Below are 22,822 nucleotides of genomic sequence, written 5' to 3'. Positions count from 1 at the left end.
GAAATAAAAACAAGAAGATTACACATGATGAATAATTTTTTTATCTTTATATCAACACATACTTAATTGATTCAACCTATGAAAAAACTAATCGCCGGCCTTGCACTGTTCTATTGCAATGCCGCTTTTTCCCAGACAATTATAACCACTGCTGCCGCTGAAAAAAAACTGGTGGTTGCATTCAAGGCGTTAAATCATTGGGTAAGTTTTAAAGATGCCAGCAACAAGGATTCCCTGCAGGAAGCCAACCGTTATTTCCGGGAAAGCTTGCTGGCTGTTACCTCCACTGATCCCGCTTCCTTAACATATGATTTTAAGGCGCTGGAACAGGAGGGTTTAAAGATTGCCAGCTCTGAGGATAAAACGTTCCGCATTTACTCCTGGCCTTCCGGCGGCGGTACTGCGCGTTTTGGTAATATCTATCAATACAAGATCGGCAATAAGGTAACGGCTGTGTTAAAAGAGGATGTTGCCGGTGCGCCCGGTTACTGGTACTCTGAAGTGTACCCGAAAAAAGCAGGCGGTAAAAATTATTACATTGGCATCAGCAACGCTACTTACTCTGAGCATGATACTTACCAGGGCATCCGCATTTTTGCTACGGACCGCAATGGTTTGAACGATACCCTGTCTATTATTAAAACAGATAAGCAGCTGAGCCCTGAGCTGGGTTTTACCTACGATATTAATACCGTGGCAAAAAAACGTGGCAAACCGGTGGACCTGATCGAGTATGATGATGAAACAGGTACGCTTACTTTCCCCGATGTGGCGGAAGATGGTACGGTGAAGAATAAAAAGCTGAAGTACCGTTTTGTGGGCCGTTATTTTGTGAATGTGAAGGAGTAGCCTAGCCCGGTAGCTTTTCCGTTAAATACTTCCAGTACCGGCGCGGCATATGCTGAATATGTAGCTTCATATTTCTGCGGGCCTGTATGTTGGTGCTGCCAAAATAAGTTCTCCATAAAGATTGGTAAAGGTCTTCCTGCTCATCATGCAAGGTGCGCAGGGAGGCCTTGTCATTTAAGGTAGCAGCAAAATCAATGGTTACTTCCGTTACGCTGTGCAGATCGTAATACAATCCATACTTACGCCGGGTATCGTAAATAAGCCAGCGCTGATCGGCATAGCGGTCTTCAAAATGTTTACGGATCAGGGGCAGCACATTAAAGTCCGGTTCAACCGTAGCATAGAACAGTCCATCTTTTGTTTTCAGGAAACGGATAAAGGCTTCCATGCGATGTTTTTCCCGGCCCATCTTACGCACTACCTGCTGGATCCATAGTACATCCGGATGGCTGTAATCTGTTTCAATGGATTGTGTGGCCTGCAAGGCGTATTGGATATAGCGGAACAGCACATTTTCCATGCCTGGCTGTTCCGACAACAGCACCCGGTAAATGTTTGCAAACGCATCTGCAGATAATTTTTCTTCCAGCTTTTTAATAACGCGCGTGGCTTTGGCAATATCCGTATGCACGGTATGCTGGCCGCCAAACAGGCTTACCGGGGCGGCGCCTTGCTGCTGAATATCCGGGTCTTTTATTTTGTATTCGTAGATCTCGAACACCGCAGTAAAAAAGCCTTCAAAGCTGCTATCGTATAACACGGTTTGCATTGCTAAAACAATTTCAGCTGCGGTGAAAAATTTGGCTGGTATTTGCTGCTGCCTTCATTTAAAATAAATTCTTTGATCTGCATGGGCTGGTAATCTTTCAGCACAGGTGCATCGCTGGTGGTAATAAAATATTTAGCGCGGTTTACGGCAATACCTATCTTCTGTAAATGATGCATGCCCAGGCGGCTGAACTTACGGGCTTCGCAGATCTTGCGGGCAGATTGTATGCCGATGCCCGGGATGCGCATAATAAGCATGTAATCGGCCGTATTAATGTCAACCGGGAATAATTGCAGGTTGCGCAAAGCCCAGCTGAGCTTAGGGTCTATCTGCGCATCCAACAGGGGCTCCTGCGGGGATACAATTTCATCTACCCGGAAGTGGTAGAACCGCATCAGCCAGTCGGCCTGGTACAAACGGTTTTCGCGGATAAAGGGCACCGGCGTGCCCATGGCGGGCAGGCGGTTATCATTACTTACCGGTACATAACCGGAATAGTACACGCGCTTTAAATGTATTTTCTGATAAAAGAAGTGCGACATGTACAGGATCTGCAGATCCGTTTCCGGCGTGGCGCCGATGACCATTTGCGTGCTTTGCCCGGCAGGTGCCAGGGTAGGGGCTTTTTTGAAAAGCTTTTTTTCCTCCTGGTTCTGGGTTAGCGCTTTGTCAATGTAACGCATGGGCTTCAGCATGTCGTTACGGTTCTTATCCGGTGCTAACAGCCGCAGGCTTTCCCTGGTAGGCATTTCCACATTCACGCTCAGCCGGTCGGCATACAGGGCAGCTTCCTGCATCAGCTCATCGCTGGCGCCGGGAATGGTTTTCAGATGAATGTAACCATTGAACCTGTGCTCTGTACGCAGCTTTTTAGCTACCAGCACCAGGCGCTCCATAGTATAATCCGCGTTCTTAAAAATGCCGGAGCTCAGGAACAGCCCTTCAATATAATTACGGCGGTAAAAGTTCATGGTAAGGTCTACCACTTCCTGCACGGTAAAAGCGGCCCGTTTAATGTCATTGCTTTTACGGCTGATGCAATAGGCGCAATCATAAATACAGAAATTGGTAAGCAGTATTTTCAGGAGGCTTACACATCGCCCGTCCTCCGTGTAGGCATGGCAGATACCGTTAGAGGCATTACCCAGCCCTTTGTTCTCATTCTTGCGGTCGCTGCCGCTGCTGGCGCAGCTTACATCATACTTGGCCGCATCTGACAATATGGTTAGCTTCTCACTGATCCGCTCGCTCATGGTACGCTTGTTTAATGGGGATGGCACTCTCCAAACATCCCTTTTCAAATATAAGATAAATGCTAAAAAAATTAGTATTTTATTTATCGTTTTGCTAAGCTTTTTTTCAACACTCTGCCACAGAAACAATAGCTTTGAACCCGGAATGAATACGGATATGGATATACACGCTCCCTTTATGCAACGCTGCCTGGAGCTGGCTGCAAGGGCTGCTGCGGAAGGTGAAAGCCCGGTGGGCAGCATTATTGTGAAGGATGGTATGATACTGGGCGAAGCTTATGAAAAAAGCAAACAGCTGAAAGATATAACCCGGCATGCTGAAGTGCTGGCTGTGCTGGATGCCCTGCAACGGCATGGCAGCTGCGCCGGCGCTACCTTATACAGCAACGTAGAGCCCTGCGCGTTATGTGCCTACGTGATCCGCCATCACCGTATAAGCCGGGTGGTGTTCACCCAAACATGCGGGCAGCTGGGCGGTACAGCGCGTTTTGATGTGCTTACAGCTCATGATATTACGACCTGGGGGCCGCCGCCGGAAGTGATCGTATATCCTGCACCGTAATTACTGCCGCTCAAACCAATACTCTACAGCCTTGCCGTTGCCGGAAATAGTAGCTTTCAGCTGCGCGCCTTCCCGTTTATACTCGATCCTTTTAGGGAAATCATGTGCCGGGTTCTCAAACACAAAGCCATCGGTGCTAATGGCGGTACATTTAAAATACACAGGCTGCGCATTACCGCTTACATCCGCTACATAATACAGGTTGCTGTCTTTTACTAGGATGGTCAGCTTTTCTACAAAGGCGGTATCAGCGCCGCGTAACGTTAGCCCCCAGCCTTTTAATTCATAGGTGTTGGTTTGTACCCAGCGCTCATGCCCGCTGCGGCCGGGTTTCAGGTTGGTACGGTTCCAGGTGCCAGTAAGCCAGGTGAGTTTTTTAAATTGTTCCGGCGCAGTGTCCTGCGTTTGCATCAAAAACAGGTAGCATAAAAAAAGCATTCGCATAATGAGATAAATTATACTGCTAAAATAAAAGGTAATCGACTGCTGGTATTGTACAAACCCGACGGGCCTATTGTTTCTTCAGAAAAAAATTAGCCAGGTTCTTTTCCTCAAATCCGTATTGGGAAGGGTCTTCACCGGTAAAGGCTTTAAAGTTGCGGATAAAATGCGACTGGTCATAAAAGCCCGCTTCGCAGGCCAGCGCTATCCAGCCGGGGTTTTCCTGTTGTATTAATTGAAAGATGGTGCTAAAGCGGATCATGCGCGCATAAAACTTGGGCGATAAACCAATATATGTAGCAAACAGCCTTTCCAGCTGCCGCTCACTGATGTGCAACTGGGTTGTGATCTCTGCTACGGTGATCATTCCTTTTTGCGCAAAGATGAGGGCTATGGCATCATCCACCAGTGAGGGCGTATATGCTATATTCGCTACCAGCGTTGTAAAATGATCGTCCAGTATACTGATCATTTTTTCATGACTGGTAGTGCTGCGCAAGGTTAGCTCCAACACCGCGAGCCGGTTGCCTAAAGCAGCCGGCAGGTCTGTTACCTGGCCGGTTAGCAGGTGCATATCCAACTGAAACAGGTGGGTAAGCGCGGTGGGTTGCAGCTTAATACCTACCATGCCGGAGGCGCCGGTATTTTCCAGGAAAAAGTATTGCCGTAGCTGGCCGGCCAGTAAGCTTTTGGTTTGCAGCGCCCAGCTGCCGTTCAAACAAATACGGTAAGGGTCTTTATAATGGAAAATGATCTCACAAAATCCGTCCGGGATAATTTTTTGAACGCGGGGAGTGGTGTCTTCATTTTCCACGATCCAGTAGCAGTCAATTATCTTGTTAAGACCATTAGCAGGAGCTATACGTTTGAAGATCATATCATCAAAGATAAAAAACTACCACCGCAACATATTTCTTATTATTTTTAGTAACATACCTATACAACAGTACTAAACCATCAACCAAAACTGCTTATGAAAACTGCATCCGATAAAGCAGCTATCCGTAAAAATATTGCTACGTACCTGGTGCTTACTACCCTCTTTTGCCTGCCCATTTATTATTTGTGTGCCCGTAAAGGCAGCCTTAGCGGGGGATATTCCCCGGCGGGATATGCATTAATGGTAATGTGGTGCCCCGGGCTGGCAGGCCTGCTTACCTGCCGGCTAAGAGGTATTCCCATTGCTTCCCTGGGCTGGAAATGGGGACAAACCAAATACCAGTTATGGTCTTACCTGATCCCCATTTTATATGCACTGGCTACCTACCTGGTGATCTGGATCAGTGGTAAAGGCGGTTTTTACAATCATGAATTTGTGGCCAAGGTAGCGCAGGGCTTTGGCCTGACCTTGCCGGATGGCGTAATGATCTTTTTGTTCACACTACTGGCAGGCACCTTTGGCATGGCCCGTTCTTTAAGCTCGGCTTTGGGTGAAGAAATTGGCTGGCGTGGCTTCCTGACGCCGCAGCTGGCAAAGATCAATTCCTATACCGGCACTTCGTTGTGGATGGGATTGATCTGGTCTTTATATCACTACCCCTTACTGTTATTTTCCGATTATAATTCAGGCGGGCCCAAATGGTTAGCCCTGGTATGTTTTACGGTGATGGTAGTATCCTCCTGTTTTATTTTTACCTGGATGCGGCTGAAGTCCGGCAGCTTGTGGACCGGCGCTATATTGCATGCCAGCCATAATCTTTTTATACAGGTTATTTTTACGCCGCTCACTGTGGATACCGGGAACACAAAGTTTTACATAGATGAATTTGGGATAGGCCTGCCCATTGCCACTGTGATCACCGCGTATATCTTCTGGCGTAAACGGAAAGAGCTGCCGGAGCCGGAGGAAGCAAATACTTAACTTAACACCATTTTATGAGCGCCGTCGGTACTAATTTTGTTTTGTCAAAATCATTAAAACAAACATTTACTATATGACACAGACAAATAAAATAGCGCTGGTAACCGGCGGCAGCCGCGGTTTAGGTAAAGATATGGCCCTGAACCTGGCACAAAAAGGAAATCATGTAATTATTACCTACAACAGCCAGCAGGGCGCTGCACAGGAAGTGGTAAAAGCCATTGAGCAGCTGGGCGTAAAAGCCGCTGCCCTGCAGCTGAACACCGCCGATGTAAAAAGCTTTGATCAGTTCCTGAACGATCTTAAAGGCATACTGAAAAGCACCTTTAATGCAGACCGGTTCCATTACCTGGTGAACAACGCGGGCACCGGCATTCATCAGTCCTTTGCAGAAACTACTGAAGCGCAGTTTGATGAGCTGCTGAACATTCACTTTAAGGGCGTATTCTTTCTTACACAAAAAGCATTGCCTATTATAGCAGATGGCGGGGCCATTGTAAATGTATCCAGCGGCCTGGCGCGTTTTAGTACACCCGGCTATTCAGCCTATGCAGCCATGAAAGGGGGTATTGAAGTGCTTACCCGATACATGGCCAAAGAGCTGGGCGCAAGAGGCATACGCGCTAACATTATTGCACCAGGCGCTATTGAAACGGATTTTAGTGGCGGTGCAGTACGTGATAATGCACAGCTGAATGCCGCAATTGCTTCACAAACTGCATTGGGCAGGGTAGGCTTACCGGAAGATATTGGCAGTGTGGTAGCTTTCCTGTGCAGCGATGATGCCCATTGGGTAACTGCCCAGCGCCTGGAAGCTTCCGGCGGTATGTTCCTGTAAACACTTTTTTCTATAAAGGCCTGGCTGGTTGTAAGACTGGTCAGGCCTTTTTATGCCTGGGATAGTTCTTAATGTTGGTTAAAATAACTCCCTGGTTAGCGTAATGGCAGGCAATAATCCCGGTTCATTTTTTTCCTTTTTGCGTAAATAATTTTCCGGATCGGAGAGTAAAAAATCACCCTCCTGAGCCATCTTGCGCCAGCATTTTAAACAAATATTTGGGGTATGGCGCAGATTTTTAACTATTGGGCATTTTTACAAAAGACAGTATTAGTAATTGTTTTGTGGAGTCTGGGTTTTGCAACCGTTTTTGCAAATGATAATGACAATGAGAACGGAGGTACCATCAAAGGAACGGTTACCACTTCCGACAATAAGCCTGCAGCAGCGGTATCCGTATTGCTGAAAGGCAGCAAAAAAGCAGCCCGTACCAATGACGACGGCACTTTTGTATTACGCAATGTATCTCCCGGCACTTATACCGTAGAAGTATCACTGATAGGTTATGAAACGGTTACCGAAACGGTAACGGTAAAACAGAACGAGGCTATCAGCGTGCAGCTACAGTTAAACGTATCGTCAAAAAGCCTTTCAGAAGTGGTGGTAACAGGCGCCTATAGCCGGTTTACCCCAAGTAACAGTGAATATGTGGCCAAGCTGCCGCTTAAAAATATTGAGAACCCGCAGGTATATGCCGTAGTAGGTTCGGAAATGATCAAAGAGCAGGTAATTACCAGCTATGACGATGCATTGAAGAATGCGCCGGGCCTTAGCAAGCTATGGTCCTCTACCGGCCGTGGCGGTGATGGTGCCGGTTATTACACCCTGCGCGGATTTGCGGTGCAGCCTACGCTGGTAAATGGCCTGGCCGGCTTAACCAACAGCGGGCTGGATGTGGCGAATGTGGAAAGGATTGAAGTGATCAAAGGCCCTTCGGGTACCCTGTTCGGCAGCACGCTGGTTTCTTACGGCGGCCTTATTAATACGGTTACCAAAAGGCCTTACGATCATTTTGGCGGTATCGTAAGCTTTGTTTCCGGCGGCTATGGCCTGAACCGTTTTACGGCTGATATTAATACACCGCTGGATAAAGATCAAACAGTATTGCTGCGTGTAACAGGCGCTTACCATGACGAAAACAGCTTCCAGGATGCCGGCTTTAAGAAGAACCGTTTTCTGGCGCCCTCGCTTACCTACAAGGCTTCAGACAAGCTTACCTTTTTGCTGAATGCAGAATTTCTGAGCGCAGAAGGCACTAACCCCACTATGCTTTTCTTTGACCGGGGCGCGCCACTGAAGGCTAAAAACCTGGCAGAGCTGGGATACAATAACAAGAACTCTTTTACCAGTAACAACCTTTCCATTAAAACGCCTACCACTACCTTACAGGCGCAAATGCAATATAAATTATCGAACCAATGGACCTCGCAAACCATATTGTCCAGGAGCAGCGCCAGATCACAGGGCTACTATTCTTACCTGTATGAGACCTCCAGCTCTATGCCGGGCTTCCCCGATATACCCAGCACCTTTGCACGTTATGTGAGCGACCAGAATTATCGCACTACCACAACGGATATACAGCAGAATTTTATTGGCGATTTTAAGCTGGGCAATATGCGCAACCGCGTTGTGATCGGTGTGGATTACCTGAAGCAGGATGCGCAGGATAACAGCACGGATTATGCCATGAACGGGCTGGTAGACATGACCGGTTTTGATTCAGGTATTTTATCCAGGCAGCATATGGATTCCCTTTTACAGGGCGCTGCTATAAGCAACAGCAATCTTTCACAGGAAGTGATCAGCGGCTATATCTCCGATGTAATTAACTTTTTACCCCAGCTCTCTGCTATGGCCAGCTTGCGGGTAGATCATTTTAAAACAGGGGGCCTTAGTATTGCGGAAAATGCTAAATACAATCAAACCACCTTATCGCCAAAATTTGGCCTGGTGTACCAGCCGGTGCTGAACATCGTATCTCTTTTTGCCAACTACATGAACGGGTTTACCAATAGTGCACCCCGCCGGCAGAATGATAATACTATTAAAACCTTTAAGCCGGAGCATGCCAATCAATGGGAAGTGGGTGTTAAAACCAACCTGGTGGCAGATATATTGACCGCCACGGTGAGTTATTATGATATAAAGGTTTCCAATACCATCATGCAGGACCCTACCCGGGTAGGCTTTTATACACAGGGTGGTAAACAATACAGCCGTGGTATAGATGCCGATATTGTGGCCAGCCCCGTAAGCGGGTTGAATATTGTGGCAGGTTATAGCTATAACAACAGCAAGATAACTGCAACAGATGCGAAAGATTACCTGAACCGCCGCCCGGAAGGCGCTGGTCCCAAACATATTGCCAATGCCTGGATCAGCTATAAATGTCCGGATGGTTACCTGCAGGGTTTTGGAGCAGGCTTTGGCGGCACCTATGCCGGTGAGAATATGGTGCTGAACCGTGAGGTGACCGGTGTTTTCACCCTGCCTTCCTATACGGTATTAAATGCAGCATTATTTTACGATACCAAAAAATTCAATATTGCCCTTAAGCTGGATAACCTGACCAATAAGGAGTATTACAAAGGCTGGTCTACCCTTGAGCCGCAAATGCCCCGGCGTTTTTCCGCCAGCGGCACCTTTAAATTCTGATCTGTTAACCCATATAATAGCAGGGGGTAAGTGCGCATAGCATTTACCCCCTGACTCATTTATATAACGGACTTTCTTTTTAAGGTAGAAAGGGTAGCATTGCCTTGCTGTTGTATCAGCTCCGCCAGTTTTACGCGGCCTTCTTCCCCGTTGGCGATCACATAATCCAGCTCTGCCAGGGTCAGTAATTTTACATTCACCAGCTTAACGGATTCCAGTGAAAGCTGTACATTATCGGGGATCTTTTCATCCGGCAGACCCAGTAAAACGCCTACCCTTCCTTCTGCATTCCTGTATTCAGCCGGTACATCCACATCATAAAGCTCTGTGGAAAGGAAAGGCATTTCTTCAAATAAGTTAATGATGCTGCCATTCTGGGCTACCAGCTGTGCGGCCTGGTATAAAAGCTGGAACTCCCAGGTGGTTTGCACGCCGCCGGTAATAGGTTCAGCAGCTACATACACCTCCAGCCCAAAACCATTATAGGGTGCATTGGCGGGATTGGTTTCAGAATCATCATAAGGATCGCTTAGCCCATCGCTGGCTATAATAGTACGTTCCGGGGTGCGGATGGTGGCAAAGGCCTGCCGCAGCGAGGGCCAGGTAGGACCGCCCATGAAGCTGGGGTTTATAAGATGGGCTATTACATCGGGGTCCAGTTTACCCACGCTATTCCATAAGCCGTTGCGTAATTCGCAGGAGGTATCAAAATGTTGCTGGTAAGTACTCATGTGTATTTTTTAGTATGTGTAAGATAGGGTTTATTTCAAAAAAAAGAGGCTGTTTACAGACAGCCTCCTTTAAGTGTATGTTAAATAAGATCCTTAAAACCCGTAACGGATACCCAGCTGGATCTGCCAGGGATTACCGCCCGGCGAGATCACGCCGGAGTTTACATTCACATTGTATTTGTAAGTGGAAGTAGCTTTGTCAAAACCACCCAGGGAGTAAATGTTCTGCTTACCCAGCAGCTTGGATACGCCCCAGTCTTTATTCAGCATATTGGCTACGTTAAAGAAATCACCGGATACCTCCAGGCTCTGTGATTTATACAGCCTGAACTTCTTGGCTATCTTCAGGTCCCATACACCGTAAAAACCATTTACCCCGCCATTGCGTTCCGCTATTTTTCCACTGCTTTTGCTGATGTATTCTTTAAAACGTTCATCTGCCAGCGGGTTATTCAGGATAGTGTTAATACCGGTGCGGATCTTTTCCGCCACGTTAGGATCATTCCTGTCAAACACATAAGCCAGGTCATTGGAGTTCACAAAATCGCCGTTTACGTTACCGCCTACGGCCAGGGAATAACGTGTACCGCCTATACCGGAATAGCGTATGCCTACATTCACACCCCAGAAGCTGGGCAGGGTACCGTACACCACTATCTTGTTACGGAACTGCACATCGGAATAGGTCATTTTGCTCAGGTCGCGCGGATCATCCTTTACCATCAGCGCCAGGGTAGCGGTATTGGCCACATCGCCGTTGTAGGAGGTATTGTCCTTGGTATCGTTCCAGGTATAGCTGGCGCTTACTTCTCCATCCCTGAAATAACGGAAAGTCCCATCTACTACAAAGGCAAACTGGTTCACCTTACCGGCGCTGTTCAGCTCCAGCACACGGCCTACATTGGTGCTTTTACGGCCCTGCATCCAGTCCGTAGCGCCATTGCTTGCTGTAATGGAGGCGGCCGGCACATATACGCCGCGGTTGGCTTCATTGGCCAGGCGGAAGTAAGGCTGGTCAACCATGTTACGGTCTACATACATGTAGTTATTACGTGCAATGGTAGTAAAGAAGGTAACACCCATTTTAAAGCGGTCGGTAAAGAAGTGGTTATAGGAAATATTGGCCTTGTACACTACAGGTATACGCGCATCCTTACCATTCATGTTAATGGTGCCCTGACGGGGCAGGTTCTGCTGGTCGAACATTTCCTTGCCCGGTGCAGCTGCAGGGTTTTTGCGGTACTCTACAAAGTCGGGCCGGGGCACAGCAGCGCCCTGCACATCAATGGTCAATACCTTGGTGCCATCAAACAGCATGTTATTGATCATTGCATAGTTGTTGATGTCGGAGCCGAAGATGGCTGCACCAAAGCGCAGGTAATCCCTGTGCTGTTCATTCACATCCCAGTTGAACTGGATACGTGGCTGCAGCTGGAATGTTTTCAGTGAGTTATCGGTACGCAGGCCCAGCTCATTATATACGGTCTGGTTAAAGTTGGGATGGTTCAGGTAAGTGGTATAATCTGCGCGCAGGCCGGCTATCATTTCAAAACCTTTGAACAGGTTTGTCTGGATCTGTGCATACAGCGCGGCATTAATAATGTTCTGGTTCACGGCGGGATCATCTGCCAGGGCTACTTCCCGCGCATAACGGTAAGGCGTTTGGGCCTCAAAGGCATTGAGGCCGGTGAAATAAAAACGGCCGTTCATTTCACTGCCGTATAAAGAGTTCATATGGCTGTACTGTATGTCTGTGCCAAATGTATAGTTGGCCTTGTTGGTGCTGAAGTACACATTATCTACCACCTGCACTACGTGGTTGTAAAAATGCTCCGGTGAGTAACGTTGGCCGCCCAGCTGTATATCGGTGTATACAGAATCGCTGCCAATGAGTGATCCCACACGTTGTACAATGGCGCGGGGTATATTTTGTTTGGGCAGCTGGCTGCCGGGTGAGCTTTCTTCAAAAGTGTACAGGTGCTGCACTTTCAGCTCGTTGGTTAAGCGCGGATTTAATACGGTGCGCAGGGTGGCCAGTATGCTATTGTTCACCGCTTTGGCATTGGCATATACTTCATACAGGTTAATGGCGGTGTTATCATCGCGGCCTAAAGGAGCACGGTCATTCACATAATTATCGCGGATGGTAAGCAGGTTCTTTTCATTCAGCTGCCAGTCAATGCGCGCAAAAATAGCATCGGTGCCTCTCTTTTTATCAAAGGATCCGAACTGCGGTGCAGCAGATACGCCGTAGCTGCTGCGGGCAATGTCCAGGTAGCGGTCCAGCGAAGCTTGTGTAACGTTGAGCCGTTTTTCATCGGCCGGTGTTTTAATATCAGCCAGCTGCAGGGGGCGCGCATCTTTCTGGTGATCCCATGCTACAAAGAAATGCGCTTTGTCTTTAATGATAGGGCCTCCTAATGAGAAGCCGTATTGGTAGGTAGAAAAATCGTTCTGGCGTTTATTGCCGCGGGTATCATAGGGACTGGATAACCAATCCGTTCTTCCGAATATAAATGCGCTGCCGGAAAAGGTATTGGTACCTGCTTTGGTAACGGTGCTGATGGTGCCGCCGCCGCTGCGGCCATATGTAACATCATACTGGTTGGTTACTACCTTGAACTCGCGGATAGCCTCCATGGAAAGTGCGTACGGGCCGCCGATACGGCTATTGGTGCCGCTGCTGGAAGTTGGGTTCTTGGCAGTGGTGCCATCAATAGTAATGTTGGTGGAAGAGCCTAATTGCCCTGCCAGGTTGCTGCCGCTGCTTAAAGGCGACAGATCAATGAGCGATGTAAAGTTACGGCCGTTCACCGGCAGGCGGTTAATGTCTTTAGCAGTAACGGTAGTGGCTGCACCAAAATTTTCTGTTTTGTTCTTTAAGCCGCCGGCAGTTACCGTTACTTCATTAATATTTACCGTGGAGCTTTTCAGGTCAATGTTAATGCGCACCAGGTCGCCCTGGTTCAGCATATAGCCGGTACGCTTCTGTTCCCCGTAACCCATAGAAGTAACTGTAATGGTGTACGGGCCGCCCAGTGGCAGCTCTTTCAGAATAAACTCTCCTTTTGCATTGGTAACCGTTCTGGTGCTGAAGCCGGTAGATTCATTCCGTATCAGGATGGATGCTCCGGGAATGGCCTGTTTCGCATCATCAGTAATGGTTCCGGTAAATGAGGCCTGTGTAGTTTGTGCAAAGGCATGATGCCGCACAATGCTGCATAGTAACAGCAAGAATAAGGTCGCTAATATAGGTTTCATGGGCGCGAAAATAAAAGAGTGAATATAGGCTTGCAATAATGCAATAAATCATAACGTAAAGTTCACATTTCCCTGCGCTGATGTTACTGTAATAAGTATGTGCGAATAAGTTACAACGTTTTGTGTGGATATAAAAACAGATAACCTGCCGGTTCCTGATGAGGATGGCAGGTTATGCGTTGTTGATATAATTGGTATGGCTGTTTTAAATGGTAGGCATACCACCGGTTACCTGTACTGTTGCGCCCGACATATAACTGCCTTCCTGGCTGGCCAGCAGCACAAATGCAGGAGCAACCTCTGCCGGTTGACCCGCCCTTCCCAGCGGCGTGTTCTTACCAAATTCCTTTACATGATCTGCGGGGAAGCTACCGGGAATTAAGGGTGTCCAGATAGGGCCGGGCGCCACGCAATTCACGCGGATACCTTTTTCGCCCCACAGCTGTGCCAGGGTAGAAGTAAAGTTTTGAATGGCTGCTTTGGTAGCTGTATAAGGTACTAAGGTAGGCCGCGGCGTGTAGGCATTAACGGAAGTAGTGTTAATAACAGCGCTGCCGGGTTTTAAATACGGCTCTGCTGCTTTACACAAATAAAACATGGCGTGGATATTTGTTTTAAATGTGTAATCCCATTCTTCGCTGGGTATTTCCTGTAAGGATTTATACTCCATCTGGTAAGCGGCATTGTTCACCAGTATATCTATTCCTCCCAGCTCCTGCACAGCTTTTTCAATCAGCTGTTTGCAATGTTCTTCCTGGCTGATGTCGCCGGGCACCAGTATGGCTTTACGGCCTACATCTTCTACCCACTTGGCGGTTTCGCGGGCATCTTCATCTTCTTTCAGATAAGAGATCAGCACATCGGCGCCTTCCCGGGCAAAGGCTATTGCAACGGCTTTACCAATACCGGAATCGCCCCCGGTAATAATAGCTTTACGTCCTTCCAGGCGGCCGCTTCCTTTATAAGTGGTTTCACCGTGGTCCGGTTTAGGATCCATTTGCTGTTCAGTGCCAGGCATGGCCTGTTCCTGTGCAGGGAATGATTTGGGATATTGTTGCTTGGGATCCTGTACTTCGGGTCTTTCAACAGTTTTCGTTGCCATGATTAAATGATTTTATGATGAGCAATGTTTTTCTATAGAAGCCGGGCTATTATCATGCCAGTGGCGGATATTAGAGGGAGTGTGGGGAGTACACTTCAGGCTGCTCTACAATATTTTTCCCCACCCTGTCCTATTTTCCTTTTCTCATTTGTTATACTCATATAACATCAAAAACAAAATAACATGAGAAAGCTAACCGTATTCAACTTTATGACGCTTAACGGCTATTACAAAGGCCCCGGCGGTGATATCAGCTGGCATAAGCAGGCAACAGGCGCAGAAGAAACTGAATATGCCAAGGAAGGCGCACAATCCGGATCTGCGCTGCTTTTCGGACGGGTAACCTATGAAATGATGGCCGGCTACTGGCCTACGCCGGCCGCCCTGCAGCAAAACCCCGGGGTAGCGGAGGGCATGAACCATTCGGAGAAGATCGTTTTTTCCAGGACCCTGAAAAGCGCAGACTGGAACAATACTACCCTGGTAAAAGATGACCTGGTTACTGCGGTAAAACAGCTGAAACAACAGCCCGGCGGCCCTATGACCATACTGGGCAGTGGCAGCATTGTAACCCAGCTGGCAGACCAGGGGTTAATTGATGAATACCAGTTTATGCTGGATCCCTTGGCCCTGGGCAGCGGCACACCCATTTTCAACGGCCTGCAGCAGCAGCTAAACCTGCAATTAAAAGATTCAAGGGTATTTAAAAGCGGTATCGTATTGCTTTGCTACCAGCCGGCTAAATAGTATCTTAACTAATAAAACCAAAACAATATGGAAGAGTTTATCGTAATAATGCGCCTGGATATCTTAACCAAAGAAGCGCAGCCTTCCCCGGAACAAATGCAGGTGTATATGCAGCGGTATCATGATTGGGTGGGCGGCATTGCGGCGCAGGATAAATTTGTTGGCGGCACAGGATTATCTAAAGAAGGCAAGGTGTTAAAGTTCAATGATGTGATGACGGATGGCCCTTATGCAGAGACCAAGGAATCCATTGCCGGCTTCATTACCATACGTGCTAAAGACCTGGAGGAGGCCGTGAGCCTGGCTAAAGGCTGCCCTATCTTAAAAGGGGAAGGCAACACCGTAGAGGTTAGACAGATCGTAACCAGACATAATAACCCCTGAGTAAGTTTCCCCCGTATACGTTACGGGGGAAATTCTATTATGCAGCACATAACACTCATACCGCATTTATTCAGAACGGAGTACCGCAAAATAGTATCCGTGCTATGCCGGCATTTTGGCCTGCAGCAAATGGAAATTGCGGAAGATATTGCCAGCGATACTTTTCTCACTGCTGCGGAAACCTGGCCCCTGAAAGGTATTCCGCAGCAGCCTGCTGCATGGTTATACCAGGTGGCTAAGAATAAAACAAAGAACTATTTACAGCGGGGGCTATTGTTCGCCACTAAAATTTCGCCGGATATAAAAAGTAATTCCACTGAAGGCTACGAGGAAGAAATTGACCTTTCCCCGCAAAACGTGAACGACAGCCAGCTGCAGATGATGTTTGCCGTGTGCCACCCTGCTATTTCAAGGGAGGCGCAGATCGGGCTGTCACTACGGATCCTTTGCGGCTTTGGCATAGAAGAAATAGCCGATGCATTTTTAACCAGCAAGGAAACCATTAATAAACGTTTATTCCGCGCCAAAGAAAAGCTGAAAGAGGAGAAGATCGATATTGAGCTGCCACCGCCAGCTGCAATGAATGAACGCCTGGAGGCCGTGCTTACCATCATTTATTTATTATTTAATGAGGGCTATTATTCCATCAGCCAGAACAAAACCCTGCGCAAAGACCTTTGCCTGGAAGCGATGCGCCTTTGTACCATGCTGGTGGAAAATGAAAGCACTAACAAACCGGCTGTAAATGCGCTGCTGGCACTCATGTGTTTTCATGCCTCCCGCTTTGATGCGCGTATCAATGAGCATGGTGAGCATATTTTATACGAAGAGCAGGATGCTAAGCTTTGGAATGCAGACCTGATCAGCAAAGGCGGTTATTTCTTAAACCGGGCGGCCAGCGGTAATGAGCTTTCCAGATACCACCTGGAAGCCGGTATTGCTTACTGGAACACGCAAAAGGAGGATACCAAAGAGAAATGGGTGAATATTTTATACTTCTATAACCGCCTGCTGCAAATAGCCTATTCGCCCATTGCAGCGCTGAACAGAACCTATGCGCTGGCAAAAGTGAATGGTAAACCCGCGGGGATTGCTGCTGCGGAGCAACTGGAGCTAACCAACAATCATTTTTATTTTGCGCTGCTGGGAGAATTATATACAGGCGTGGATGATGCTAAGGCAAAGGAACATTATGAAAAGGCATTAACGCTGGCGAAAACGGAAGCAGATAGGGCCGCGATTAAGAAAAAGATAGAGAAGCTGCTGTAATAATTAATAATAAAGGGGAGGTACTGCGATTAACCTCCCCCTTGCTTTTACGCCTGGTAATTCACATACCATTCCTCAAAACTGCCATCCGCATACAGATCGATTAATCCATACCCGGGTGCTGTTTCCCTTTTATTACCTTTCCACCATGCGCCGCTTACTGCGCCATTACAGATATAGGTTACATTATTATAGATCACTTTATCATGCAGGTGAATATGCCCGCTTAAACACAGCTTTACATTCGGATGCTGGTAAAACAGCCTGATGATCTTTGCCGTATCCGTATGCATATCGCCGCCCAGCATGGTCCATTTATTTACAATATCATCTTCCACCATCAGCGTAGCGGTTAGTATAGGAATGTGTGATATTACGCATATGGACATATCTGCTGCTGTACTTTTTAATTCATTTTCCAGCCAGGAAAATTGTGCGTCGCCCAGTTTGCCAATGTACCAGGTGCCGTCAATATCCAGGTGTACGCTGTCCAGGAAAATGAATTTCCAGCCGTTCTTTACAAGGCTGTAATAAGGCATGGGCAGCTGCAGCTGGTTCAGGGAGTATTGCTTGCCGTAAATGGCCTGGCCTTTATTATTCTCATTCCACCAGATGTCATGGTTGCCCAGTATGTAATGCACCGGCAGGCTGCACTCAGCGGCTGTAACCGCGTGCATAAGCTTCCATTGGGCATTGATGGTGTCTATATTTTCTTTGTTCATGTCAAACACAATGTCGCCGCCATTCAGGATCATATCCACTTTTGGCGTTTGCTGCTGCACATGATGCAAACAATCCCGGTAGTGGCGGGGCGCATCCCATTCATCTTTTAAATGCACATCTGTGAGGTGGGCTACTCTTAAAACCGGCTTTCTCTTAACAAGATCAGGGATCTTGTTAAGAGAAAGCGTGGGAAGCAGCAGCATGCCGCCCATGTTTTTGATCAGTGATCTTCTTTGCATGGTATTACCAGTTAGGATTTTGTTCCAGGTTCGGATTTAGCAGCAGCTCCTGCGCAGGGATGGGGAAAAGATAGTCCCTGCTTTCATTGAAGGTTTTAGGAATGTTGCCGTTAATAACAATATTGCCCCCCGCAGCGCCATTTTCCAGCACTACATCAGTACCCAGCTTTAAAAGCTGCACATTGGGAATATCCGGCGGCGTGTTTGTATAAATGGCCAGATCCGCTTTGCCATCTTCATCCAGGTCATAATTGCCGGGGCCGGGAAAATAAGCGCCCTTATAGGTTACAGCCAGCAGGTGTCCTTCTTTCCAGCGCATCAGGTCATTCCATCTGAAACCTTCCATCACCAGCTCAATGCGCCGTTCCCGGCGTATTTCCAGTATAGCCCCTTTGTTGCTGCCGCTTATATGTGTGTATTGTGCGGCCAGGAAGGGATCAGGGGTAGCATTAGCTGCGGCCAGGTTCATAGGGGGCATGCCTACCCGGTCACGCAGTAGTTTTATGGAACGGTCCAGGTCTTGCTGCGTAAGGGTCCCCAGCTCTGCACGGGCTTCTGCAAAGTTTAACAATACCTCTGCATAACGGAAAATGGGTAAAGGATTTGACGATTTTGCCAGCGCATCATAGGCTGCTGCGGTTACAAATTTTGTCAGCTGGTAACCGGTTACCGTGCTGCTGTAGGATGGCGCTAATGCTACACTGCCATCAATCCGCTTATAACCCGGCGCTCTAACGGTTTGGGCTAAACGGGGATCACGGTTGTGCATTTCCTGCGCAAACTGCAGGGTGGCATACCCGGGAATATCTGTGAACCGTGTACCATCCTTCATCAGGTAACTGTTCACCAGCTGCTTTTCCAGGCCGGGCTTACCGAAAGAGGGTGCGGTGGTATAATAGTTCACGCTGTGAAAGATCTGTTGCGATGCGCTGTACTGCCGCGCCAGGATCACTTCTTCCGGTACCACATTCAGCGCGGCAAACAGGTCGCGGTAAGCATTTTCCGGGCTGCTTTTATACACCGTGTATACCCCGGCATCCATTACTGCGGCAGCAGCATCGGCCGCCTGCTGCAGGAAACGGTTCGCATCCGGCAGATTAAATTCCGTATGGTATTTGCGGAAGCTGCCTTCAAACAGGCAAAGCCTTGATTTAAGCGCCAATGCCGTCCACTTACTTACTTCCGCTACACTTTTAGTGGCGCTTAAATGTGCAATGGCAAAATCAATGTCGCGTAATACGGAATCCATTACCAGCGTACGCGGATCCCGTTTCTTTTGCAGGCTGGCCGTGTCGTTGGATCCAATGGGGGTTGAATACCAGGGCACATCCCCAAAGTGCGCTACCATGCTGAAATAAAAATAAGCACGGAAGAACTTAGCCACAGCTACATACTTATAGGTAATACTGGTATCCAGGCCGCCCCTTTGATAGTTTTGCAAAAAATAATTTACGTTCCGCAGGTTGGCCCATACCCAGCCACCACCGGAAACCGGTATGCTGCGGTTACCGGTAAGCTCCGGCGATAAGCTATTGGTTACAATATTGTTGGCGGATTCTGTATAAAGGCTGATAAAGCCATTATCCTCATTGTCGGCATTCGGCAGCATTTTATCATAAAATGACTGTACGTATAGCTGCAGCTCGCTCTCTGAGCTAAAGCCATTATCCGGCGAGATCTGCGACAACGGTGTTCTGTCCAGGAACTTGGAACAGCCTGTAAAAAGGAATGTAATAATAGCAGTGGCACAAAGTAGCTTATACATCTGTTAATCTTTTTTAGGATCAGAAAGTAATGTCAAAACCAAAGGAGTATTGTTTCACAAAAGGATAGTCGCGCCCACCGGCATCTGTAGCATTGGGACCTACCTGTTCCGGATCAATGTATTTGGTTTTGAGCTTGGTGAACGTAAAGAGATTTTGCCCGGTGAAGTAAAGCCGCAGCTGCTGCATCTTCCACCGCCTTACCAGCGTTGCCGGAAAATTATAGCCCAGCGTCAGGTTCTTCAGGCGGATGTAAGCCAGGTCCTGCATGTACTTGTCGTTATTCACAGACAGCTCGCCACCGGGGTAGGCGGCATATCCCCTCAGCAAAGGAAAATATGCATCCGGGTTGCCGGGGCTCCAGATCTTGCTTTCAAAATCAGCAGGTACAAAAGAAGTATATGGCCTGCCGTAAGGGCCCCAGAATTTTGCAGATTCCACATTCGGATACCAATGCTGCCGGCCTATGCCCTGCAGAAAAACGGTAAGGTCAAAATTGTTCCAGTTAAAACCGGCATTAATACCAAAGGAGTAACGGGGCAGGAAATTACCAATGCGGCGCAGGTCTCCATGTTCCGATAAAGTATTCTTACCATTATTCACCACCTTATCGCCATTCAGATCTTTAAACTTCATATCACCGGCATGCAGCTTGCTCCATTCGCCGGGTGAGGTAACCCGCTGGTCGCGGTCCACGTAATCCTGGTTAATGCCCCATGACTGTGCTTCTGCGTCTGACTTAAAATACCCGTCAATACTATAGCCCCATATTTCACCCAGCTGTTCACCTACATAATGGTTATCCAGCAGGAACTGGGGATTATCGAACCGGGTGATCTTTGCGGTGTAATCAGATAGCACTACGCCAACATTATAGGTAAAGGGTTTGCCCGCCAGCTTGCCGGCATCCTGCCACTTTACAGAAAGATCAAAACCTTTGGTGACCAGGTCGCCGGCGTTTTGTACGGGCGATGCTGCGCCAAATACTGCCGGCAGCGTTTTGCCGGGTATCAGCATATTAGTGGTGGTGCGGCGGTACCAGTCATAGCCTACCTGCAGCCGGTTCTTTAAAAAACCAATGTCGGCGCCAAAGTCAAGAGAGGCTGTTTTTTCCCAGGTAAAGTCCGGTGTTATGGGATTAGGTACGCTTAAGGTTTGTGCCGGGTTGCCGTTAATGATCCATTTACTTTGGCCGCTGTTCATTACCGGTATATAGGGGTACAGGTTGCTGTTGCCCCCATCCTGGTTACCCAGTGTGCCGTAAGAGGTACGTAATTTCAGCTCAGGTATAACGTTTTTGGCTACACTAAAAAAGGGCTCTTCGCTGATACGCCATCCGCCGGATACAGATGGGAAAAATCCAAACCGCTGGTCCGATGGGAAGCGGGAGGTACCATCATAACGGCCATTCAGCTCTAACAGGTATTTGTCTTTATAATCATAGTTGATCCTGCCAAAGAAGCCCAGCAGCGCCCATTCCCGGGCATTGCCGGCAGCTTTGTACGAGCCCGTTCCCAGATCTATCTGGTTCAGGTCATCAGACAGCAGGTTATTGCCGGTAGCGGAAAGTGTCTTATACTTCTGCAGCTCCTGGTTATAGCCACCTATCACTTTTACCGTATGCTTACCCAGCGTTCTTTCATAAGTAGCAAACAGATTTACGGAGTGGTGTTGGTCCAGGTAAGTATTTTCCACCAGCTGGTCATAACCGGCTTTATTAATAATGCCGGGGTTTACAGACCATGGGATATACGCGGTACGCTGAAAATCCGAATGCGGTGTTAGCTCAAATGCATAATTACCGGCCAGTGATAAGCCTTTCAGGATATGCGCATCAAAACCAACGGTATTGGTAAGGTCATAATTCCGGGTGCCACCGTATGATTTACGGTTTTGCAGATCCGCATATTCATACGCGCCATAGTTATTGAGATTGGTGCGGAAGGTAAAAGTACCGTCCGGGTTTTTGGGCACATAAGAGGCCATGGCATGGTTATACAACCCGGTCATGTTGGATGCATAACCCGGCCAGGTATAATCATTGGCGGCAAACTGTGTGTTGCTGTAAATGGTAAGCCAGGGTGCCACATGCGCATTTATTTTTGCGCGGAAATTATAGGCATTATACACATCCTCCCGCAGGTACGACTGGAACATGCCTTTTTGCTGGTAATACCGGCCGGAGATCATAAAGTCTACTTTATCACTGCCGCCTGTCATATTAAAATGGTGCTCCATCCCGGGCTGGCTGTTCCTGAACAGGAAGTGCCACCAGTCTGTATTGCCATAATACACGTATTGTTCCTGGCCATTGCGGTTCTGTAATACTACAGATGGCAGTGATTTATCTGTTTCCCTTTTTTTCATTTCCGCATAGTCGGTGGCATTAAAGCCGGTGTAGCTGCTGCCCACATTCCTGGAAAAAGCAAGATCCACTAAAGAATCCTGTTTGTAACCGTCTGTTATAAAATCATTACGGGTGGTCATACGCTGGGAGCTGTAGCTGGCGCCATAAGTAATGCTCAGCGCACCTTTTTTAGCGCGTTTGGTAGTTACCAGTATCACCCCAAATGCAGCCCTGGCACCGTAAATAGCGGCAGATGCGGCGTCTTTCAGCACCGAAATGCTTTCTATATCCTGGGGGTTCAGCATATTAATATCCCCGGGCACGCCATCTATCAGGATCAGCGGCGGACCGGCAGAATTGTTGATGGAAGCATATCCCCGTATATTAAAGTTGCCTGCGCTGCCCGGGTGGCCATCTCCAAAGGTGATGTTCAGGTTGGGCACTGCGCCCTGTAAAGCCTGTGCTGCATTGGCTACCGGCCGGTCCTGGAACACTTTACTATCCGTCATGCTTACTGCACCGGTCAGGTTCACTTTCTTTTGCATACCGTAGCCTACCACCACCACATCATTTAACCCGATGCGTGTAGCCGTTAACCGTACCAGCAGCGAATGCTTGCCGGTGTTCTTTACCGTATAACCGGGATATTGCTGCTTTTCATAACCGATGGCAGAGAACTGGAAATCGTACTGGCTGCCGGTCTGAAAATCACGGAAAATAAAATCACCGTTGGCATCTGTAACGGTATTGTATTTATGCCCGCTGCTTTTTTCAACTGCCTGTACGGTTACGCCAGGCAGCGCTAACCCGTCTACACTCAGCACTGTTCCATGTACATCCGTTCGTTCGCTTTGCGGAAAGGCCGTCCCATATATAAACAGGAAGGATAGCAGGCATAGAAGACTTTTAAAAAGTATAGTTGCTTTTCCCATTTTTAATAATGTTTTATTGAATGCTTGTCTGTTATAGTTTATGCAATAGCTGTACTGTACACATACAGCGTATGCATTTTCCCTGAAGGCGGT

Annotated in this window: 18 protein-coding genes; 8 read left to right on the top strand and 10 right to left on the bottom strand. The window is 47.9% G+C overall.

Features of this window, described 5'->3' with window-relative positions:
• Window positions 1-78: 78 nt before the first annotated feature.
• Window positions 79-849, top strand: coding sequence for a hypothetical protein (locus BMZ54_RS00905; protein ID WP_089906277.1), 771 nt, complete (start codon window positions 79-81; stop codon window positions 847-849).
• Window position 850: 1 nt separating this feature from the next.
• Here the strand turns inward: BMZ54_RS00905 and BMZ54_RS00900 are convergent, their stop codons facing one another.
• Both BMZ54_RS00900 and BMZ54_RS00895 read right to left on the bottom strand, forming a co-directional pair.
• Window positions 851-1,618, bottom strand: coding sequence for a TIGR03915 family putative DNA repair protein (locus BMZ54_RS00900; protein ID WP_089906276.1), 768 nt, complete (start codon window positions 1,616-1,618; stop codon window positions 851-853).
• Between the two features lie 2 nt (window positions 1,619-1,620).
• On the bottom strand, window positions 1,621-2,871 hold the full coding sequence (locus BMZ54_RS00895) for a putative DNA modification/repair radical SAM protein (protein ID WP_089906275.1): 1,251 nt from the start codon (window positions 2,869-2,871) through the stop codon (window positions 1,621-1,623).
• A 145-nt stretch (window positions 2,872-3,016) separates the two neighbouring features.
• On the opposite strand from BMZ54_RS00895, the gene BMZ54_RS00890 reads away from it, so the two are divergent.
• The gene (locus BMZ54_RS00890) at window positions 3,017-3,433 is read left to right on the top strand and encodes a nucleoside deaminase (protein WP_238386447.1); all 417 of its coding nucleotides are present in this window, start codon (window positions 3,017-3,019) and stop codon (window positions 3,431-3,433) included.
• Here BMZ54_RS00890 and BMZ54_RS00885 read toward each other — a convergent pair whose 3' ends face one another.
• Window positions 3,434-3,844, bottom strand: coding sequence for a DUF6265 family protein (locus BMZ54_RS00885; protein ID WP_143080872.1), 411 nt, complete (start codon window positions 3,842-3,844; stop codon window positions 3,434-3,436).
• Between the two features lie 100 nt (window positions 3,845-3,944).
• Complete coding sequence (locus BMZ54_RS00880; RefSeq protein ID WP_089906273.1) at window positions 3,945-4,751, bottom strand: helix-turn-helix transcriptional regulator; 807 nt, start codon at window positions 4,749-4,751, stop codon at window positions 3,945-3,947.
• 96 nt (window positions 4,752-4,847) lie between these two features.
• On the opposite strand from BMZ54_RS00880, the gene BMZ54_RS00875 reads away from it, so the two are divergent.
• The 3 genes from BMZ54_RS00875 to BMZ54_RS00865 all read left to right on the top strand — a co-directional run bounded on the left by BMZ54_RS00875 (window position 4,848) and on the right by BMZ54_RS00865 (window position 9,231).
• Entirely contained in the window at window positions 4,848-5,735 is an 888-nt protein-coding gene (locus BMZ54_RS00875) for a type II CAAX endopeptidase family protein (RefSeq protein WP_089906272.1), read from the top strand.
• Window positions 5,736-5,808: 73 nt separating this feature from the next.
• Window positions 5,809-6,573 carry an SDR family NAD(P)-dependent oxidoreductase gene (locus BMZ54_RS00870; protein ID WP_089906271.1) on the top strand — a complete coding sequence of 255 codons (765 nt, stop codon included), beginning with the start codon at window positions 5,809-5,811 and terminating at the stop codon, window positions 6,571-6,573.
• 225 nt (window positions 6,574-6,798) lie between these two features.
• On the top strand, window positions 6,799-9,231 hold the full coding sequence (locus BMZ54_RS00865; RefSeq protein ID WP_089906270.1) for a TonB-dependent receptor: 2,433 nt from the start codon (window positions 6,799-6,801) through the stop codon (window positions 9,229-9,231).
• A 59-nt stretch (window positions 9,232-9,290) separates the two neighbouring features.
• Here the strand turns inward: BMZ54_RS00865 and BMZ54_RS00860 are convergent, their stop codons facing one another.
• The 3 genes from BMZ54_RS00860 to BMZ54_RS00850 form a co-directional block, all read right to left on the bottom strand.
• Window positions 9,291-9,962: a suppressor of fused domain protein gene (locus BMZ54_RS00860; RefSeq protein WP_089906269.1), complete on the bottom strand. Its 672-nt coding sequence runs from the start codon at window positions 9,960-9,962 to the stop codon at window positions 9,291-9,293.
• Window positions 9,963-10,055: 93 nt separating this feature from the next.
• Window positions 10,056-13,223, bottom strand: coding sequence for a TonB-dependent receptor (locus BMZ54_RS00855; protein WP_089908158.1), 3,168 nt, complete (start codon window positions 13,221-13,223; stop codon window positions 10,056-10,058).
• Between the two features lie 205 nt (window positions 13,224-13,428).
• Entirely contained in the window at window positions 13,429-14,325 is an 897-nt protein-coding gene (locus BMZ54_RS00850) for an SDR family oxidoreductase (protein WP_089906268.1), read from the bottom strand.
• A gap of 183 nt (window positions 14,326-14,508) precedes the next feature.
• On the opposite strand from BMZ54_RS00850, the gene BMZ54_RS00845 reads away from it, so the two are divergent.
• From BMZ54_RS00845 to BMZ54_RS00835, 3 genes are read left to right on the top strand one after another with little or no spacing between them, the layout of a single operon-like run.
• Window positions 14,509-15,072 carry a dihydrofolate reductase family protein gene (locus BMZ54_RS00845; protein ID WP_089906267.1) on the top strand — a complete coding sequence of 188 codons (564 nt, stop codon included), beginning with the start codon at window positions 14,509-14,511 and terminating at the stop codon, window positions 15,070-15,072.
• A gap of 27 nt (window positions 15,073-15,099) precedes the next feature.
• Window positions 15,100-15,456, top strand: coding sequence for a YciI family protein (locus BMZ54_RS00840; protein WP_089906266.1), 357 nt, complete (start codon window positions 15,100-15,102; stop codon window positions 15,454-15,456).
• Between the two features lie 39 nt (window positions 15,457-15,495).
• Complete coding sequence (locus tag BMZ54_RS00835; RefSeq protein ID WP_089906265.1) at window positions 15,496-16,725, top strand: RNA polymerase sigma factor; 1,230 nt, start codon at window positions 15,496-15,498, stop codon at window positions 16,723-16,725.
• Between the two features lie 47 nt (window positions 16,726-16,772).
• Here the strand turns inward: BMZ54_RS00835 and BMZ54_RS00830 are convergent, their stop codons facing one another.
• From BMZ54_RS00830 to BMZ54_RS00820, 3 genes are read right to left on the bottom strand one after another with little or no spacing between them, the layout of a single operon-like run.
• Complete coding sequence (locus tag BMZ54_RS00830) at window positions 16,773-17,687, bottom strand: metallophosphoesterase family protein (protein ID WP_089906264.1); 915 nt, start codon at window positions 17,685-17,687, stop codon at window positions 16,773-16,775.
• A gap of 4 nt (window positions 17,688-17,691) precedes the next feature.
• Window positions 17,692-19,452: a RagB/SusD family nutrient uptake outer membrane protein gene (locus BMZ54_RS00825; RefSeq protein ID WP_089906263.1), complete on the bottom strand. Its 1,761-nt coding sequence runs from the start codon at window positions 19,450-19,452 to the stop codon at window positions 17,692-17,694.
• 19 nt (window positions 19,453-19,471) lie between these two features.
• A complete protein-coding gene (locus BMZ54_RS00820; protein ID WP_089906262.1) occupies window positions 19,472-22,729 on the bottom strand; it encodes a SusC/RagA family TonB-linked outer membrane protein in 3,258 nt (1,085 codons plus the stop codon).
• Window positions 22,730-22,822 lie beyond the last annotated feature (93 nt).

This window comes from Chitinophaga rupis, assembly GCF_900109685.1.
GTDB classification, from domain to species: domain Bacteria; phylum Bacteroidota; class Bacteroidia; order Chitinophagales; family Chitinophagaceae; genus Chitinophaga; species Chitinophaga rupis.
Note: the sequence above shows the minus strand (reverse complement) of the source record. Positions and strands in the feature narration are given on the sequence as shown.